At 57.7% G+C, this 18,469-nt stretch carries 14 protein-coding genes; 8 read left to right on the plus strand and 6 right to left on the minus strand.

Annotation, left to right across the window (positions count from 1 at the left end):
• Nucleotides 1-254 precede the first annotated feature (254 nt).
• On the minus strand, nt 255-620 hold the full coding sequence (locus H6G62_RS16405) for a hypothetical protein (protein ID WP_199325050.1): 366 nt from the start codon (nt 618-620) through the stop codon (nt 255-257).
• Nucleotides 621-1,051: 431 nt separating this feature from the next.
• Here H6G62_RS16405 and ilvB point away from each other — a divergent pair, with 431 nt between their 5' ends.
• The 3 genes from ilvB (at nt 1,052) to H6G62_RS16420 (ending at nt 5,739) form a co-directional block, all read left to right on the plus strand.
• Nucleotides 1,052-2,899, plus strand: coding sequence for a biosynthetic-type acetolactate synthase large subunit (gene ilvB, locus H6G62_RS16410; RefSeq protein ID WP_190497056.1), 1,848 nt, complete (start codon nt 1,052-1,054; stop codon nt 2,897-2,899).
• Between the two features lie 391 nt (nt 2,900-3,290).
• Nucleotides 3,291-3,803 (plus strand): hypothetical protein, encoded by a 513-nt coding sequence (locus tag H6G62_RS16415; RefSeq protein ID WP_190497058.1) that lies wholly within the window; start codon nt 3,291-3,293, stop codon nt 3,801-3,803.
• A 106-nt stretch (nt 3,804-3,909) separates the two neighbouring features.
• Nucleotides 3,910-5,739 carry a penicillin-binding protein 2 gene (locus tag H6G62_RS16420; RefSeq protein WP_190497060.1) on the plus strand — a complete coding sequence of 610 codons (1,830 nt, stop codon included), beginning with the start codon at nt 3,910-3,912 and terminating at the stop codon, nt 5,737-5,739.
• A gap of 96 nt (nt 5,740-5,835) precedes the next feature.
• Here the strand turns inward: H6G62_RS16420 and gmk are convergent, their stop codons facing one another.
• The gene (gene gmk / locus H6G62_RS16425; protein WP_190497062.1) at nt 5,836-6,474 is read right to left on the minus strand and encodes a guanylate kinase; all 639 of its coding nucleotides are present in this window, start codon (nt 6,472-6,474) and stop codon (nt 5,836-5,838) included.
• Nucleotides 6,475-6,589: 115 nt separating this feature from the next.
• On the minus strand, nt 6,590-7,324 hold the full coding sequence (locus tag H6G62_RS16430; RefSeq protein ID WP_190497064.1) for a phycocyanobilin:ferredoxin oxidoreductase: 735 nt from the start codon (nt 7,322-7,324) through the stop codon (nt 6,590-6,592).
• 267 nt (nt 7,325-7,591) lie between these two features.
• On the opposite strand from H6G62_RS16430, the gene H6G62_RS16435 reads away from it, so the two are divergent.
• The 3 genes from H6G62_RS16435 (at nt 7,592) to H6G62_RS16445 (ending at nt 9,825) form a co-directional block, all read left to right on the plus strand.
• Nucleotides 7,592-8,650 (plus strand): AI-2E family transporter, encoded by a 1,059-nt coding sequence (locus H6G62_RS16435; protein WP_190497067.1) that lies wholly within the window; start codon nt 7,592-7,594, stop codon nt 8,648-8,650.
• A 108-nt stretch (nt 8,651-8,758) separates the two neighbouring features.
• Nucleotides 8,759-9,352 (plus strand): methyltransferase domain-containing protein, encoded by a 594-nt coding sequence (locus H6G62_RS16440; RefSeq protein WP_199325052.1) that lies wholly within the window; start codon nt 8,759-8,761, stop codon nt 9,350-9,352.
• A gap of 137 nt (nt 9,353-9,489) precedes the next feature.
• Nucleotides 9,490-9,825 carry a hypothetical protein gene (locus H6G62_RS16445; RefSeq protein WP_190497071.1) on the plus strand — a complete coding sequence of 112 codons (336 nt, stop codon included), beginning with the start codon at nt 9,490-9,492 and terminating at the stop codon, nt 9,823-9,825.
• Nucleotides 9,826-9,966: 141 nt separating this feature from the next.
• Here the strand turns inward: H6G62_RS16445 and thyX are convergent, their stop codons facing one another.
• Nucleotides 9,967-12,021: an FAD-dependent thymidylate synthase gene (gene thyX, locus H6G62_RS16450; RefSeq protein ID WP_190497073.1), complete on the minus strand. Its 2,055-nt coding sequence runs from the start codon at nt 12,019-12,021 to the stop codon at nt 9,967-9,969.
• A 10-nt stretch (nt 12,022-12,031) separates the two neighbouring features.
• Entirely contained in the window at nt 12,032-13,075 is a 1,044-nt protein-coding gene (locus H6G62_RS16455) for a hypothetical protein (RefSeq protein ID WP_190497107.1), read from the minus strand.
• A 219-nt stretch (nt 13,076-13,294) separates the two neighbouring features.
• Between H6G62_RS16455 and H6G62_RS16460 the strand changes: the two genes are divergently transcribed.
• A complete protein-coding gene (locus tag H6G62_RS16460) occupies nt 13,295-14,278 on the plus strand; it encodes a bestrophin family ion channel (RefSeq protein ID WP_190497074.1) in 984 nt (327 codons plus the stop codon).
• Nucleotides 14,279-14,339: 61 nt separating this feature from the next.
• Here the strand turns inward: H6G62_RS16460 and H6G62_RS16465 are convergent, their stop codons facing one another.
• Complete coding sequence (locus H6G62_RS16465) at nt 14,340-16,286, minus strand: serine/threonine-protein kinase (RefSeq protein WP_190497076.1); 1,947 nt, start codon at nt 16,284-16,286, stop codon at nt 14,340-14,342.
• Nucleotides 16,287-16,820: 534 nt separating this feature from the next.
• Here H6G62_RS16465 and H6G62_RS16470 point away from each other — a divergent pair.
• Nucleotides 16,821-18,332, plus strand: a complete 1,512-nt coding sequence (locus tag H6G62_RS16470; RefSeq protein WP_190497078.1) for a GMC family oxidoreductase — start codon at nt 16,821-16,823, stop codon at nt 18,330-18,332.
• Nucleotides 18,333-18,469: the final 137 nt, after the last annotated feature.

Consider the following 18,469-nt stretch of genomic DNA (forward strand, 5'->3'; position numbering starts at 1 on the left):
AGATCTACGGGATAATACCCGAATCTTAAGGAATTAATAATCATTTTTGCTGGATAACACCGTGGTTTTGGGGTGTTATCCAGCAGATTTGAGGGTTAAGCATGGTAATTGAGGGTATTATCCAGCACATTTGAAGGATAACACCCCTCCTATCGGGGTTATCCAGCACGAAGCTCAACCACTCGCTCAGTCAGCGGCGACCTAATTCCTGCTGTCAATCACACCGCACCGCGCTCTAGTGGTAGTGGGGTTTTCTAGGTGGTGGCTGAGGTTAGGTCAATGCCTAATTCGTCTAGCAGCCAGTTGATCACTTGTTGCCGTTCGCTGGGGGTGAGGTAAAAGCGGCCCGTGTAGCGCAGGCGGTCGTTGATGTCTTCCACGTCGGCGAGGGTAAACAGTCCGGCGGTGGTGGCGATGGTGCAAAGCACGTCATCCTGGCTTTGCTGGTCTAGCCCCCCGTGGCGATAGCGGGCGATGTGCTGGCCGAGTTTGTCGAAGTCGTAGCTTTCCTGGGCGAGGCGCTGTTTTTTGTGGTCGGGGATAGGTTCTCCGGCCACAATTTTGGCGTAGTCGGTATCGAGCAGGTTGAGGTGGACGATCTTGGGTGGCTGCAAACTCAAACGGCCTCCTTCTGCGTTGGGTGCGTGGGCCAAACCCGCAGGGACGGGCAGCGGCGAGGGGTGCCCTAGGGAACGCGACGGGGTTTGATCGGGCCTGGGTATAGCATAGGCCAGGTTTTTTCGGGGGATGAAATTCCGTTGGATATTTTTCAGAAAGGGGGAAGCAAGGCATCGCTGCCCTGGGGAGAGCTACGGTGCCGACCGACTCCAAAACCCAGTGATGCCTGTCCTTAAACCCCACACACTATAGACTCAAGGTGGGCTTAGGGATTCACTTTTCTCAACTAAAGATCCGTTGACAATCGGGCGAACAGCTTAGGGACTACTGCTAGAATTGGAGGACTGCCAAAACAAAATGTTACTCAGATCACATTTTGATTCGATAATTTCTGCACTGATTCCCTACCCTACATCCCCGACTCATCGCCGCCATGACTACCCCTGTCGCGTCCCAAAGTGAAGTTCTTGTTCGCCGTGCTTCCGGGGCCTTTGCCCTGATTGACAGCCTAAAACGCCACGGGGTCAAGCATATTTTTGGCTATCCCGGTGGGGCGATTCTGCCCATCTACGATGAACTCTACCGGGCCGAGGCCGCTGGGGACATTTCCCACATTCTAGTGCGCCACGAGCAAGGGGCTGCCCACGCCGCCGATGGCTATGCCCGCGCTACGGGGCAGGTGGGTGTGTGTTTTGGCACCTCTGGGCCTGGGGCCACCAACCTGGTGACGGGCATTGCCACCGCCCAGATGGACTCGATTCCTTTGGTGGTGATTACGGGTCAGGTGCCGCGCCACGCCATCGGTAGCGATGCCTTCCAGGAAACGGATATCTACGGCATTACCCTGCCCATCGTGAAGCATTCCTACGTAGCGCGGTCGCCTCAGCAGATTGCCCAAATGGTGGCCGAAGCCTTCTACATCGCCCGCACCGGGCGCCCTGGCCCCGTTCTGGTCGATATTCCTAAGGATGTGGGCCTGGAGGAATTTGACTACATTCCCGTAGAGCCGGGTCGGGTGAACCTCACGGGATATAAGCCCACCGTGAAGGGCAACCCTCGCCAGATCAACCCTGCCATCCGTCTGCTGCGCCAGAGTGAGCGGCCCCTGCTCTACGTGGGTGGTGGGGCAATTACGGCGGGTGCCCATGCGGAAATTGCCAAGCTGGCGGAATATTTCCAAATCCCCGTCACCACCACCCTGATGGGCAAGGGGGCCTTCGACGAGCATCATCCCCTATCGGTGGGCATGTTGGGGATGCACGGCACCGCCTACGCCAACTTTGCCGTCAGCGAGTGCGACCTCCTGATCGCCGTGGGTGCCCGCTTTGACGACCGGGTAACGGGCAAGCTGGACGAGTTTGCCTCCCGCGCCCAGGTGATTCACATTGATATTGACCCCGCCGAAGTGGGCAAAAACCGCACGCCCCAGGTGCCCATCGTGGGCGATGTGAAGCAGGTGTTGACGGATCTGCTGGAGCGCCTGGAAGCCGAAGACCAACTGCCTCCCCCCAACCAAACCGTGGCTTGGCGGGAGCGCATCAACCGCTGGCGGCAAGACTATCCCCTGGTGGTGCCCACCTATCCCGACATCCTGTCTCCCCAGGAAGTGATTACGGAGCTTTGCCGTCAAGCGCCCCACGCCTACTACACCACCGATGTGGGCCAACACCAGATGTGGGCGGCGCAGTTCCTTAAGAACGGCCCCCGCCAGTGGGTGTCTAGCGCCGGATTGGGTACCATGGGCTTTGGCATGCCAGCGGCCATGGGTGTACAGGTGGCGCTGCCTGATGAAACGGTGATCTGCATCAGCGGCGACGCTAGCTTCCAGATGAACCTGCAAGAACTCGGCACCCTGGCCCAGTACCACATTCCCGTGAAGACCGTGATTGTGAACAACGGCTGGCAGGGGATGGTGCGCCAGTGGCAGCAGGCCTTCCACGGCGAGCGCTACTCCTCCTCTAATATGGAAGTGGGGATGCCCGACTTTGAACTGCTGGCCCGTGCCTACGGCATCAAGGGCATCGTCGTCCACGACCGCAACCAACTGAGCGAAGCCGTGGCTACCATGCTGGCCCACGACGGCCCCGTGCTGATGGATGTCCATGTGCGCCGCGACGAAAACTGCTATCCCATGGTGGCTCCCGGCAAGGGCAACCACCAGATGATCGGTTTGCCAGAGGTGGCTGCGGATGCCGTCGCTACCAACCTAACCTGTGGTCAGTGTGGCCATGAGAACGCCCAGGAGAGCCACTTCTGCTCCCAGTGCGGCACCAAGCTCTAGGCGATGCAGCCCTATCCCTAGCGGCCTTGGAGATCCCCCTAAATCCCCCTTAATAAGGGGGACTTTGACTTCGGGTTCCCCTTATTAACTGAGACTTTGACTCCGGATTCTCCCTTCAGAAGGGCGACGTTGACTCCGGTTCTCCCCTTCACAAGGGGGGCTAGGGGGGATCCATCTCGCAGAAAAACAGGGTCGGAAGTCCTAGGTAAGCAACGGCTCATATAAAACAGTAACGCCCTAATTTCCAGCCCAGTCGGATCCCATTTGGATCAGGCTGGGCTTTGATGATGGACTGAGAGCCGCTAAGGCGGGGGTTTTTAGCGAACCATAGCCCAGTTTTCAAAGAATGCAGTATCCTAACCTCAGTTATTTTCTGTGGTGTGGGTTGTTTATGTCTGCTGCGCTGAAGTCCTACGTTCCCCAGCCCGTGCCCACCTCGGTAACCCAGGCTCAACCCCGGCGGTTTGCGGCACGGCCCACGGCTACGGTGGGGGTGTTGCGGCCTCTCAAGGCTGGGGCGGTGAAATCCCTGCCTGTGGCTCCGGCCTCTAGCCCCCTGCGGCGTACCTTGACCCAGATTCATCTGGTGTCTTCGGTGCTGGCGGCCTCCCTGGTGAGTCTGACCCTGGTGGGTTACGGCACCTCCGTCTATGTGGATCGCCAACTGGATCAAGCCACCCGCCGCCTCAGCCAGCTTCAGCGCAGTGAGCAACAACTCACAACCTCCAGCGCCATTTTGACCCGCCACATGGCTCAACAGGCCGAAGATCCTGCCACGGGCCTTCAGCCCCCCAAGCCCGACCAGGTGATTTTTCTGCAACCCGCCCCCCAGCGTCCGGCCCAAACTCCTGCCGATTCTTCCGCAGGCGCTAGCTTTCGCGCTGACCGTCCCCTAGGGTATTGATGCTTGTGCCCTTGGGTGTGGCCGAGGGCTTGATTCCGTGGTGGCGGTTGGGCAATATGGATTTCCTCAGCCCCGCACCCTTGCCCCTTCGCTGCTCTGTTTTCCCATGGCTAGCTCCTTTTCCTCTCCCACCCGTCCCCGTCGTCCTCGGCGAACTCGGTCGCGTTCTCTGGATCAGCGTCGCCCTGGCCTTCAACGGACGGGGCAGTTGGCCCGAAGACCCGTGGCTCAAACGGTAAGCGATACCCGCCGCCGCTTGGTGATGGTGTGGGCGCTGCTGATGGCCATGGTGGCCCTGCTGACCGGACGGCTAGTGTGGCTACAACTCATGCGGGGAGAGAGCCTCGGCCAAATGGCGGCTCAGCAGCGAGTACGGCCCCAGCAGCCCCACCCCCTGCGCTACCCCATCGTGGATCGTCAGGGCAATCTACTGGCGATGGATCGCATTGTGTATACCCTTTACAGCCATCCCCAGTTGTTTAGCCAGACTCCCGATGAAGTGGCCACAGCCCTTAGCCCACTGTTGGAAAAACCCGCCGCTGAATTGGTGGATCAGTGGGGCAACCAGCCGACGGGCATTCGGGTGGTTGATGGTCTTTCCGCTGAAACCGCTGATCGCATTCGCCAACTGAGGCTGAACGGGGTGGAACTGGTGCCCCAACAGCAGCGGTTTTATCCCCAGGAAGGGCTCTTTGCGCCCGTGGTGGGTTTTGTTAACCTGGATGGCGCAGCCCAGGCGGGAATAGAAATTGGTCAAGAAAAACAACTGCTGCTGCCGGAACGGGATCAACGCGATCCGGCTATGGCCCTGGTGCAAGGACAGAATCATCAGGCCAGTTTGCATCTTACCCTAGACAGTCGTCTTCAGCGGGTGGCCCAAAATGCCCTAGAGGCCATGGTGGCCCAGCGATCCGCTAAGGGCGGGGCCATTATGGTCATGGATGTAGATACCGGGGCTATGCTGGCCATGGCCGTGGCCCCCACCTACAACCCTAACGAGTACTTCCGGGCCGATATGGCAGCGTTTCGTAACTGGGCCATTAGCGACCTCTACGAGCCAGGGTCTACCTTCAAGCCCATCAACGTGGCCATTGCCCTAGAGGCGGGTGTGCTTCAGCCCGACGAAATGGTGAACGATAGTGGTCAAATTCAGTTTGGGCGTTGGACGATTCGCAACAGCGACTACGCCACGTCCGGGGGGCGAGGCACTATTTCCATCACCGATGTGATGAAATACTCTAGCAATGTCGGCATGATTCGCATTATGCAAAAGCTGACACCCCAGGATTATCTGCAATGGCTGAAGAAATTGGGTATGGATCAACCCTCTGGCATTGACCTCCCCAACGAGGCCATGGGCCAAATGAAGGACGAGGAACAATTTATCCGCAGCCGCGTTGAACCCGCTACCACCTCCTTTGGGCAAGGGTTTTCCATGACGCCCATTAAAATGATGCAGCTTCAGGCGGCGACCATGAATGGCGGACGATTGGTGACCCCCCATGTTGTCCGTGGTCTGATCGCCGAGGACGGGACCTCGCTATGGCAACCGCCGCGTCCTCAGCCTAAGCAGATATTCTCAGAACGTACCACCCAAGCCCTGATGCCCATGCTGGAGGCTGTTGTGGCTACGGGCACCGGGAAAGCGGCCCAAATCCCTGGCTATCGCATTGGCGGTAAAACCGGAACGGCCCAAAAAGCCCTGCCCGGTGGGGGGTATGGCCCAGGCCGCATCACCAGTTTTGTGGGAGTCCTACCCGTAGATAACCCCCGCTACGTGATCATGGCCATCATCGACGAACCCAAGGGTGACGACGCCTACGGGGGGACTACCGCCGCCCCCCTCGTGAAGGAGGTAGGCGAAGCCCTAGTGGTACTGGAGGGCATTCCCCCCCATGGTGTGACCGCAGCCTCCGAGGCGACAACTTCGGATTAGGCGTTAGGGCAATCGACCTGAAGGTGGACAATTCGGGATCAGATCAGCGTTACCCTGTTGCGTTGATCTTGAGTTCCTGTGATCGTCAGTCGCGATCTAGGCATCGACAGCGTCAAAAATAGCCCCTTCCAACTGCTGCAACGCAATTTCTAGGTCGTCGTTGACGATCTGGACATCGAACTCTGGGGCGGCGTCAATTTCCACCTGAGCACGGGCCATGCGGCGCACGATGGCTTCCTCAGAATCCTTGCCTCGCTGGCGAATACGCTGCTCCAGTTCATCCAGCGACGGGGGCAACACAAACAATTGAAGCGCTTGGGGGAAGGTGTCTCGGACCTGACGAGCACCCTCTAGCTCAATTTCTAGAATCAGCCATTCGCCCTCCTCGAGGTGGCGCTGCACAGCGGCCTTGGGGGTGCCATAGAAATTGCCTGCAAACTCCGCCCACTCTAGCAGTTCGCCGTTTTTCACCATGGTTTGAAATTGCTCGCAGCTAACAAAGTAGTAGTCTTTGCCGTCTACCTCTCCGGGACGGGGTTGGCGGGTGGTGGCCGAAATCGAGAGCCTTAGGCTAGGGTAGCGATCCCGAAGCGCCCGCAGCAGAGTCCCTTTGCCCACGCCGCTTGGCCCCGTAAAGACGATCAGCCGCCCGATACGAGGGGCTGTGGGTAGACCATCTAGGCTATCGCGGAGGTGCTGGTGGAGGTTGGGAGAGGGAGGGGTGCTAACAGCCATGGCAATGATGTTGGGGTAGAGAATGGCAGAGTTGATGGGGGCCGGGGGCTTCGCAATGCTGACTCGGTTCTTGGGGCACAGAACGGAAAGCCTTTATTTTAGACAAGGATGGAGGTTAGGCAAGGGTTGGTACATCAAATAAAACGGTGGTCATGTACCGTTCAGCCCAGGCATCGCCAAAGGCTTTTTCGAGGACGCGGCGAGTTTTGTCGTTTTGTTGTTGTTGGGTGCAATAGCGCTGTTGTCCAGCCAAAATGACGGCGGCGACCTCTGGGGTAGGTTCTGTGGCTACGGCTTGCTGACAATGCAGGGTGAGGTAGTCCACAATCAACTGCACAAAGGCGGCTTCCTCGGCGGGGCTGGTGGGGCGAATGAATCGGCAGTGGGGGGAAAAAATCGTGCCCCATTCCGGCAGACCGCGCTCCTGGGCAAAGGGTGGTGGAGCCAGGGCGGTAAGAGCCGCATCGTAGGCGGGGGGCAGGGTTTCCGCCACGGGTGACAAATCCACAATGGCGGCGCTGATTTGGCCTCGGCCTCCCACCAGATCACAGCCAAACAGGGGCAGACCGTACTGTGGATTGGGGAACATCACACAGTGGAGAATGTCTAGGGTATTGCCAACTCGCGCCAATTCTAGGTGTAGCTTGCGGAATTGAGGCGCTTGGTAGCCATGGTTTTCGATAGTCAGCCGTTCGCCCTCTAGCTTGCCCTCCACATAGCCCAAATCCTCCGGCAGCGCGTAGGGAGACAGATCCAGATACTCCTGCCACACCGCTTCCATGCGGTTGGCCAAGTCCCGAATCATGGGGTGCTGCTGTTCCCGAAGGGAAGTCGGAGGGGAGGACGCCATGGCTTCAGAATGCGTATAGTAGACTTTGAGCGTAGACCTTCAGCATATCAGCCCACGATGGCAGGCTGTCAGCCGCGATACGGTTTTTGAACCCTCCTTAGGGCAACCTCAGGAAAGGGATCACAATCTGAGCCTTAGGGAAGTGTAGGCGCGAGTGGCATCTAACGGCATTGAATGGTCTAATAGCACTCAACAGGGTGACAGTGAGCTTGAGTTTAGATCGGCCACGAGGGCGGTAAGCAAAGACTGGGTGGGTAGGCAACGCGGGTGAAGCTAACCGATTGGATTAATTTAGCCTTACTGGGGATAACCCTATACGTCCTCTGGCGGTTTCGGCAGATTGTGCTGCTAATGTTTGCCGCTGTAGTGCTAGTCACGGCCCTGAATGGCCTGACGCGGCTGTTTGTGCGCACCTATGGTTGGCCCCGAAATCGGGCGCTGCTAGTCACTTCGGCCTTGGTGGCCCTGGGGGGCTTCATCTTTTTGGGCCTAGTATTTCCCCTATTTGCCAGCCAGTTTCAGGAATTACTCGAACTCACCCCCAAGGGTTTTGCAATTCTCGTGGGTTGGTTTGACGACTTTAAAGCCAATCCCCCCGATTGGTTCCCCGCCCAAGATATCCGGCTCATTCCCGACTTCAGCGAACTGATCCGCCAGGTCACCAACATCAGCACCACAGTTTTTGGGAACTTTCTATCCTTCTTCTCCAGTTCCCTGGCGATTCTGCTGCAACTGTTGCTGCTGATCGTTCTCACCCTCATGATGTTGTCCAACCCTCCGGCCTACCGAAACCTTCTGCTGCGGCTGTTTCCCTCCAGCTACCGCAAGCGGGCCGATGACATCTTGACCCAGTGTGAAACAGCCCTAATATCCTGGTTGGGGGGCGTAGCCCTGAGTTCCATGTTTGTGGGCACCCTCAGTTTTGTGGGACTGGTTATTCTGGGCGTGCCCTACGCCTTTGCCCACGCCATCCTAGCGGGCACCTTCAACTTCATCCCCAATCTGGGGCCAACCCTCAGCGCCATTTTCCCCATCTTTGTGGCGCTGCTACAATCCCCCAGCAAAGCCCTAGCGGTGCTGGTACTCTACATCGTGATCCAAAACGTCGAAAGCTATTGGTTCACCCCCATGACCATGCAAAAGCAGGTCTCCCTACTCCCCGCCGCCACCCTCGTTGCCCAGATTTTCTTCACCACCTTCCTCGGCCCCCTGGGGCTGATCCTGGCTCTCCCCCTAGCCGTGGTATGCAAAACCTGGATTGAAGAAGCCTGGATCAAAGATGTTCTTGACCATGATCCAAAATTTGACCCCCCACGGTTTCCCTAAGCTCACCTTACCCACTCATCCGCCATGGTTGCCCCCACCCAAACGGTATATACTCGCTTATCTAAAAACAATCAATCCAGCTCTTTTGAGTACGTCAATAAGAACCGGATGATTAGTTTTTATAACCAACAACGGCTGTTAAGGGCGTTGAAACACCCAATTCACGACATCTTAGAAATTGGGATTTTCCAGTCCCTATTGACGGAAATTTTGCGTCGGCAAGGATACCAAGTCACCACCGCTGACAATGATCCGGATTTAAATCCCGACATCGTTCTAGATTTGACCCAGCCCTTCAGCTTAGAGACTGATCGTTACGACGTAATTGTCCTGTTTCAAGTCCTAGAACACATTCCCTACGACCAGTTTGAACGGGCTGTTCAACGCTTAGTCCAGTCCACTAGGCGGTACATCGTCATTTCCCTACCCTATGCGAGCTGGTACTTCAACCTCCACCTCAACACGATGCTGAGCCCTGGTCGCCCTCGCAACCTGTTTCTACAAATCCCCCACTTCTGGAGTCATACCCCCACCCTTCCTGATGAGCACCACTGGGAAATCGGCCTCAAGGACTATCCTCTCAACCGTATCCAAGCCTCCCTGCGGGCCACGGGGTTACACATCCAACGAGAATTCCAAGACCCTTTACATCCCTACCACTACTTTTTCGTTCTCGAAAAGTCCCCATCTCCTAGCCCCTAGCCAAAGTCCTGAACTCCTAGCCCCCAGACGGGGATCATCGAGGCCGCATCCAGCGCCAACTCCACCCCCTAGTCCTTACCCAGCCGTGATCAGCCAATTCACGATAAGATCGGCGGGTTGCGATCAAGAGAGATATCATGGCCGATACCCCCAACCCTTCCCCCGATAAACCCAAGAAAAAAATTATCACCACGGGCAGCAGCGAACGTAGCGAAGGTGGTGAGCGTGGCGAACGTGGCGAACGTCGGGGTGGTAAAGGTCGTCGCGGTGGTCGAGGTCGGGAAGAAGAACGCAAACCCGCTGTGCCCCCGGCCCTGATGCGTGGCCCCCGCCCCAAGCCCAAGGCCGAAGTGGTGGAAGAACCCATCGTAGAAGAGGTCGCGGCTGAGGCCGAACCTGAGGCTCCTGCTGAAGATTCCACCCCTGAAGCGGCCACCCCTGACGCCCCCGCAGACCCCCCAGCGGAGAGCTAAGCTTCACTATCCAAAAACCATAGGGGGCATCGCGCCAAGGCAAGGCGGCACTAGCCTGGAGCAATGCACCCCCTAGCCCATGGGATAACACGCCCTTGGCGGCTTTTCTGGCTTCAGCCTCCACCTGTCGGCCTACCTACGCTAGGGAGACAGCTTGGCCTTTTTGAGACGGTTTTCCTCATACCAGGCGGCAATGGCCGGAACCCAAGTCTGGAAGTGGGGCCAAATTTCTTCACAGAGCTTTTGGGCCTCTAGTTGGGCATCGGCTTTCCAGCGCAGATCGAGGAGATGCATCACCGAGCGCACATTGGCTGACATGACCCAATGCTGACGAATATCAAAGGGAATCAGCCCCCTGGCATGTTCTTCCGCAAAGCCTTGCTCGATACGTTTCTTATAGCGGCGGCTGGCTTCTAAACACCAGTCCAAATCCTGCTGGCGGGCCTCGGCAGTGTATTCATACTTATTGCCCTGGCGATCCCCATAAAACCCTAGGGGCCGCAGATAAAAGACCTCTTCAATCTCGCGTTTGCCGTCTACCACATCCAAAATGCGTTGTCCGGTATAGCGGAAGGAATTGTGCACCACAACGCCATTGGCCACAAAATTGTGCCACGGGCCTTCAACTTCCAAATCGTAGGTGGTTTGGATACCCAGATACTCAACCGCTACAACCTTTACGGGATGAGCCTTAAGCTTGCGGCCCACGGGCTTTGACTTAGCAGCCCAGAGGTTAGGTTCTGTAATGGGTTGAAACTGTTGGGCGAACTCTAATTCTTGGTGATTGTGATGAATATGTTCATGACAGCTCTGGCAGAGAGAAACCAGATTCTCAAACTCGTAGGCTAAGGACTGTTCGGCAAAGACGGGCACTAGGTGGTGGGCATGGAGATTTCCGCCCGAATCACCACAGCGTTGGCAAATGTAGTTAAACTTGGCGTGTACCTGGGGGGCAATCTGGCGTGTCCAAGCACCAATTTGTTCGCGTTCCGTGGCGGTGCCACCTTTCCAAAAGTTGGAATCGGCACCCCGTTTGGTAAAGGCTTTGGCGTTGGCACGCCGCTGTTCTAGGCTTTCCGGCGAAAGGTTGAGCTTGTAGCCCTTGATGCTTCTATTCCAGGGAGAATCGGTGCCTGGTGGGCGCTTATTGAGGGTGAGGCTATGGGCATAGACCCATTTTTTTACGGTCTCAATGGAGCAACCAGCCAAAGCGGCCATTTCATCGACATGCAGCCCTTGATCCAGTTGATCTTGCAGCCAGCTTTTATCACGGTATAGGCCATTGCCTACGATGGTCTTGGGGCCACGTCGCCGCCCTGAGGGCAACTGGAGGTGAAATTGCTTCGCCCAGTGACGAATAACGTCGGCAGAGCAACCACACTGCGCCGCAATTTGGTGGGCCGTTAGCCCTTGATCGATCTGGGCTTTTAACCAGTTTTTTTGACTGTAGAGGGCGTCGGGTCTCACGACTCCGTTAGTCATCAATTCGCAGTCTTTTGTGATAGCTAAAACATGGTGATCAGCGGTTGTTATTAAACCAATGGCATCTCCCATGCGTTGCCAGCCCTTGGCTGTGTAAAGACGGTGATTGGTGGTGCAGTCTAGGGTCTTACCATCGGCTAGAGTGAGTCGATAAACGGGTTGCTCACCGCTACACATGACATCGTGAAGACGACCCATTTCAAAATTTCCAGTTTCTTCGTTAAGCACCCGCAGGGCCATTTTTTTTAGGCGAGTTTTGCAGTCGCGGCGATAGGTGCCTGGTGCCTCTCCCCGGCGACCTCGAATCTTGCGATCTCGTGTAGCGTTCTCTCCGTTCGTCCAGAGATCGTAGAGATCGGCAATTTTAAGTTTTCGGAGGCTGCCTGAGGCGTGAACAAAGGTGACCTCCGTATCTCCAGCGAGACACTGAACATCGAAGCTCACCCCGACCCGATGGGTGCGGATTTGTTGCATGGTGCTGTGGGGAAACCAGCCGACATTGAAGACAATTTGGGGATGCTCTAGGGGGCCGTAGTGGCCGCGTCCGCCCTTGAGGAGATTGGTGACTAAAATTTCGCCGCAGCGTTCTTCGCTGGGCCATTTTTCCCGTTCGTGATTCACAAACCCCTCGGCATAGTCCTGATGCATAGCCGCATACATGGTCTGCTGGGGGTTGGGGGTTTGGGAAATGACCTCAACCGTAAACCGATCCATAGGAAATGCCTCAAATGTCTAGATATTCAACGTATTCAACGGTGCGCCGGGGGGAGGGAGGGTAGGCAGGCGAGGTCGCCGCTACCGAGGGAGGGGATGCTGGGGCGGGCGAGTCAGCGGCGGGGGCAAACCAAGGGTTGGGCTCCAAAGCTGCTAACTCTGGCGATGGGGCAAGGTCGGGCAGGGGCTTGGCTCCGGCGGGGAGTTGACGATCTTGGGGGGGTGGCTGACGTAGAAGGGCCAGCCCTTCGCGCACGGCGGAACGCACGATAGGTTCTGGCTCGTGGGCCAGCATGAGATGGAAACAATCGATCAAGTGGGTCTGGATCGAGACCTCGGATGTAGCAATATAGGCATCGCTGGGGGCTTGGTTCACTAGGCGCACCAGTTGGCGCACAGCGATGAGACGCTGGAGGGGATCGGCCTGGGTGAGGTGGGCGAGGGCTTGCTCAAAACGCTCGGCCTCGGTGATAGGGGGCTGGCTGGCTGGAGCGGTGGCTGGCTGGGCCGCAACCTCTAGGGTTTGGGCGGTAGGTGGTGGCGTGGTGGCCACGCCGTTTGGGGTAGATCGACCATCGGCCCGTTTGGTGGGGTGAGGGTCGGCGGTTTTGTCAGCGGGGGAACGCAGCAGGGCCACCACCACAAAGAAGGTGAGGGCCGTTTGCCCGGTCAACACCAGGGCCATCAGCAGGGAGTGGGTGCTCTGCCAGAGGGCGGTGACGGTGTAGGTGCTGGCTCCCAACATGAGGCTGAGCACCAGCGCCTGCTGACCGAGGGTTCGGGGCAGGGGTACGGCGGACTGAAGCCGTTGTCGTAGGGCTTGCTGCTGGGCAGGGGACAACTGGGCCAGTTGCCGATAGGCCAGCACCCCGATGCCTGTGGAGATCACCAAGGCTCCATTCACCAGGCCCAGGGCAAAACTGCCGAGGCCCAGCCCCCATAGGTAGGCTTGCTGGGGAGAGAACCCTCGAACGAGGCCCGCCCGATGCCGTGGCCTAGAGACCACCGGAGCGGGGGAGAGTGTGTTGGGGGGAGGAGCTACGGGAGAAACCACAGACGCCGTTGGAAAGTCGTTATCGTCAAAATTTGCCTTTCAATCTTAAGCTGCTTTCGGGGTGTTCGCACCCTTCATCCTGGGTCGTTAGATTCCTGTCTGGGGTTACCCCAGGCGCTTGAGGCTTTCGTATTACACTTTTGTGTGACATCAATGTTGTGAGATCGATGGTAGATCAACGTGCCGGGGTGGCTTGGCGATGCCGTGGAGGGCCAGGTGATGGTTAAGTCGTCCAGCAACCCAAAGCCATACCGCAAGGAGCGGGCCTGGTTTCGCGATCTCTTTAGCCTAAAGGGGTCGGTCATTCCAGCGGTGTTGCCGCGCACCCTGTTCTGCGCCTTGTTTGCCCTGCTAATTTACGCCTTGCATCGGCGGGGGTGGACGGTGTCGTCCCCGATTTTGGGATCCCTGGTTCCGAGTCTGGTGCTAGGTTTGCTGCTGGTGTTTCGCACCAATACGTCCTACGAACGATTTTGGGAGGGACGCAAGCTGTGGGGCAACGTGGTGAACCTGACCCGCAACCTAGCCCGCCAAATGTGGGTGGCCATCCAGGAAAAATACCCCGCCGACCACGACGCCAAGGTAAACGCCATTCGATTGCTGCCCGCCTTTGCCGTGGCCCTCAAGCTACACCTGCGTGGCCAAGCCCCCAATGCAGAACTCGCTACCCTGGTCTCGGCGGCGCAGTTTACCAAACTCGAGCAAATGAACAACCCGCCCCTGGAAATTGCCTTTTGGGTGGCCGACTATCTGCAAACCCAGCAGGCCCAGCACAAGCTCCATCCTTACCAACTGACCGCATGCCTGGAGGGGCTGGATGGCTTGGTGTCAACCCTCGGCGGCTGTGAGCGGATTCTTAAAACACCCATGCCGATGGCCTATTCCATTCACCTGAAGCAGTTGTTGATGCTGTATTGCTTGGCGCTGCCCTTTCAAATGGTGGCTTCCGTGGGGTGGGGCACTCCCTTTTTGGTGGGGCTGATTAGCTTTGCTGTGTTTGGCATTGAGGCCATCGGCATTGAGATTGAAAACCCCTTTGGCCATGATCCCAACGATCTGCCCCTAGACGCCATCTGCCAAACGATGGTTCAAAACATCGAAGACCTGATTTCCCTGGCCCCCAGCACCGGGGTGTGGCAACAGTCCGCCAATCAGCCTCCCTTGATCGATCTCGGTCAGGAGATTCCCCTAAATCCCCCTTAAAAAGGGGAACGGTGACTCCAGTTCCCTTCCCAAGAGGGGCTAGGGGGGATCAACACCCAGGCTAGTTCACCGAAATTCGCAGGGTATATTCAGCGGGTCGGGCCGACTTCACATCCACCCGATAGTCCCCCGATATGGACAGTGCCCCCTGCCAAGACAGCACGCTAGCCGCATCGGGAATGATTGCCCCGCTCGGGTCACGCACGTCTAGGGTCACAGGGCCGCTCACCCTAGGGAGATCAAGGCCCATCACCTGCCCCGCCTGGACGTTAATCACATAGCGACGAACGCGACGCTCATTCACCTGGCCCGACACCTGGGTGCTGGTTTGCCCTGCGGGAATTTGGACCCGTTGCTCGGTCACATTGGGCTCTTCGGTTGGGGTGGGCTCCGGAGTCGGTTCCGGGGTGGGCGTGGGTTCTGGAGTCGGCCCTGGGGTGGGTTCTGGGGTGGGTTCTGGGGTGGGCTCTGGGGTCGGTTCCGGGGTGGGCTCCGACACCTCGCTCAGACTGGCCTCTAGATCGTAATTGCTTTGGCTCAGCCCTTGCACAGGCCGAAGCTGAATCGTGTAGCGACCACTGGTCGCGAGGGTGCCCTGCCAGCTTTGAACGCGCTCGGCGGTACTGTCCACGGGGTTGCCCTGGGGATTCAGCACCGTCAACAGCACACCTTCACCACGAATCCGGGCCGTCAGTGTCTGCCCTGTCTCGCCCTCAAAGGTGTAGTTGATGGTTTCGTTGCTGCGTAGCGACCCAGAAACCGTACGACTTTGGCCGGGGCCAAGGCGCAGGGTTTGGTTATACTCCACCGGACGTTCCTCCGGCGTGGGGGTGACAGTAGGGGTCACCGTGGGAGGAATCGGGGCGGGCAAACCGGGGTCAATGGTGATTTCCGGTACCGAGTTGCCGCCATTCTGGGGGGAGCGGTTGAGCAAGCTCACCACCAACCAGCCGCCCAGCCCCGCCATTAACGCGAGAACCGCCCCAATTAGGGCCACCGCCCAAGGATTTTCCCAAATCGATTCCGAGGTTTCAAAGGCTTGGGTGGGGGTCGCAGGGGGATAGGCCCGTGGCCCCGGCACCACTTGGGTGGGCTGATATTGTCGTCCCACGGCCACCGTTTTTACTTGGGAGGGGAGTGGGGCCGGACGCTGGGCGGTGGGTTGGGCAAGACCGCCAGCGGCCCCTAGCGCCTGGGCCATTTCGCTCACCGATTGATAGCGATCCCCCGGTCGATAGTTGATGGCGCGATTGAGCACCTGGGCCAATCCAGGGCTGACATTGGCGTAGGCTTGCCAGTTCCAGGTCAGGTTCACATCGTCGAACAACGTCTGGGGTTCCTTCCCAGTCAGCAGCACAATCGCCGTCACCGCCAGGGCATAGAGGTCGCTGCTGGGGTAGGCCCGCCCCGACTGAATCTGTTCGCTGGGGGCATAGCCCAACTTGCCCACGGAGGTGGCGTGGGTGGGGGGGCCAGTCATCTGAATGCGGGTGAAGACCTCCTTCACCACCCCAAAGTCGATCAAAATCGGCAGTTGGTCACTGGGGCGCTGCATGACGTTGTCGGGGCTGATGTCCCGATGGATGATGCCCTTGCTGTGAATATGGGCCAACACGGGCAGCATATTCTGCAAAAACTGGCGAATTTCGGCCTCCGAGAAGGTCATCCCCTGGCCGAGGCGCTGGTTTAATAAATCCCGATAGGTGGTGCCATCGATGTAGTCTTGCACCAAAAAAAGCCGCTGATCCTCCTCAAAAATGGCCTGAAACTTGGGAATTTGAGGGTGACTAATGCCGTAGAGAATCGCCGCCTCCCGCTGAAACAACTGGAGCGACTTCTCGGTCATGTCGTTTTCCGACTGGGGCTGAAATTCCTTAATGGCGCAACGCTCGTTAAAGCGGCCTAGGTCTTCCGCCAGATAGGTGCGGCCAAACCCGCCCTGCCCCAAGGGTTGCAGCACGCGGTAACGATTTTGCAAGGTGGTTCCAGCGGGGATGGGAGTTGGCATGGTTAAGCAGACCGTGTCGGCGGATGAAGGCGCGGATAAGGAAGTCGCGGATTAATTCTACAGTAGCTTTTTCCTGCAACCGGGTATTCCACCGAATGCCAGCCTGAACCGTCCTCATTTTAGAACGTCCAGGGTCTAGGCATCAGTTGCCGATGTCTGCCATCAACCCCAGATGGATGAGCAACGGCACGGCCTGTATGGATCCGAACAGCCACAACCCAAGGCCCACCCCGCCAAGGCGTTGCTAAGCGTAAATCTCGCTGCGGTGTCCTACTCGATGCCGAACACTGAACGATCATCGTTTTAGGTTATCAATGGCTTCAGGAGCATTGCGTAAAGGCCTGTCGCTCTCTGGGATGGCCTATGGGGCAGGGCGGCAGGGCGGATAATGACGACTCGCCTGATCTGAGATTCTGTAATTGAAAGGAAAAAGACAGAGAAACGAGGGAATAGTCAGTAGATTGTTAGGGGTAGCCGAGCGATGGGGCTGTTCTCCTTGTGGCTACCTAGCGACTTGCCGTGAGGAACTCCCCTATGATTATCGACGATCTCCACTATGACGTAATCATCATCGGCACCGGGGCCGGAGGGGGAACTCTGGCCCGCAAGTTGGCCCCATCGGGTAAGCGAATTCTGCTGTTGGAACGGGGGGAGGCGATGCCCCTAGCGGAACAGAACATCAGCGATGTGGATATTTTTCAAAAGCAGCGCTACCACGCCCCCGAACAGTGGTATGACGAGGCCGGAGAGCCTTTCACGCCCCAAACGAAGTACGCCATTGGCGGCAATACCAAGATCTACGGGGCGGCCCTGCAACGGATGCGGGAGAAGGATTTTGAAACCGTGGCCCACCAGGACGGCATTTCCCCGGAGTGGGGTTTGAAATACGGTGATTTTGAACCCTACTACACCGAGGCCGAGGCGCTGTACCAAGTCCATGGCCAAGCCGGGGCCGACCCCACCGAACCCAACCGCAGCGGCGACTTTCCCTTTGCCGCCGTTCCCCACAACGAGACTATGCAGCCCATGGTGGAGGGCATCACTAAGCAGGGTTGCCGCCCCTACTCCCTGCCCATGTCCCTCTCGTTGCGGGAGGACGATCCGACGGGTGATGCCGAAGTGTTTGGCGTGGCCCCAGCCCTAGATTTTGACAATGTGACCCTCAAAACCAACGCCAGGGTGACGGGGTTGCATACCAATCCATCGGGGACGGCGGTGAAAGCGGTGCAGGCGGAGATGGCGGGACAGCCCCACCTATTTTTCGCCGACATTGTGGTGCTGGCCTGTGGAGCCATCAATTCGGCGGCAATCCTGCTGCAATCTGCCAACGATAAACACCCCCAAGGCTTGGCCAATCGTTCCGACCAGGTAGGCCGCAACCTGATGAAAATGCGGATGAGTTCCATCGTCGAAATCACCACCCATGCCCACTCCGGCACGTTTCCTCGCTCCGTCGGCATCAACGACTACTACTGGGGCGACAACCAGTTCCACTACCCCATGGGTCACATTCAAAACATGGGTGGCGTGCTGCAAGATGCCATCTTTGCCGAATCGCCCCCGGTACTGTCGCTGATTAGTAAATTTATGCCGAACTTTGGCCTCAAACAACTGGCCACCCGTTCCATTGCCTGGTGGGTCATGACCGAGGTATTGCCCGACCCCAAAAATCGAGTGGAGGTGAAAAAGGGCAAACTCTACCTCACCTTTGAACCCAACAACGCCGAAGCCCACGACCGCCTCGTTTATCGCTGGTTGGATGTGCTAAAAGCCATTGAAAAAGACAGCCACCTCTTTTCCCGCGCCGGAATGCATCCCCGTGGCGAAGTGCCCCTGCCCGTCGTGGCCAACCAGTGCGGTACCTGCAAAATGGGCACCGATCCTGCCACCTCGGTGCTGGATCTCAACTGCCGCACCCACGATCTTGATAACCTCTATGTGGTCGATAGCAGCTTTTTCCCCTCCATTCCCAGCGTTGGGCCATGTCTAACGGTAATCGCCAACGCCCTACGGGTGGGCGATCACCTGCTAGAGCGGCTGGAATAGGCAGGGTCATGCCTGCTGAATTCCTAGATTTTGGAGCCTTAGATTTAAACGACGGTGGAGCCATCAGTCCTGCCGTAATGCCCGCAGGCTCGGCTCGGTCTCTACTTCATCCTGTCTAGCCATCGCTAAAAATTCAT

Source organism: Phormidium sp. FACHB-1136 (genome assembly GCF_014697375.1).
In the GTDB taxonomy this organism is placed as follows: Bacteria; Cyanobacteriota; Cyanobacteriia; order Phormidesmidales; family Phormidesmidaceae; genus Nodosilinea.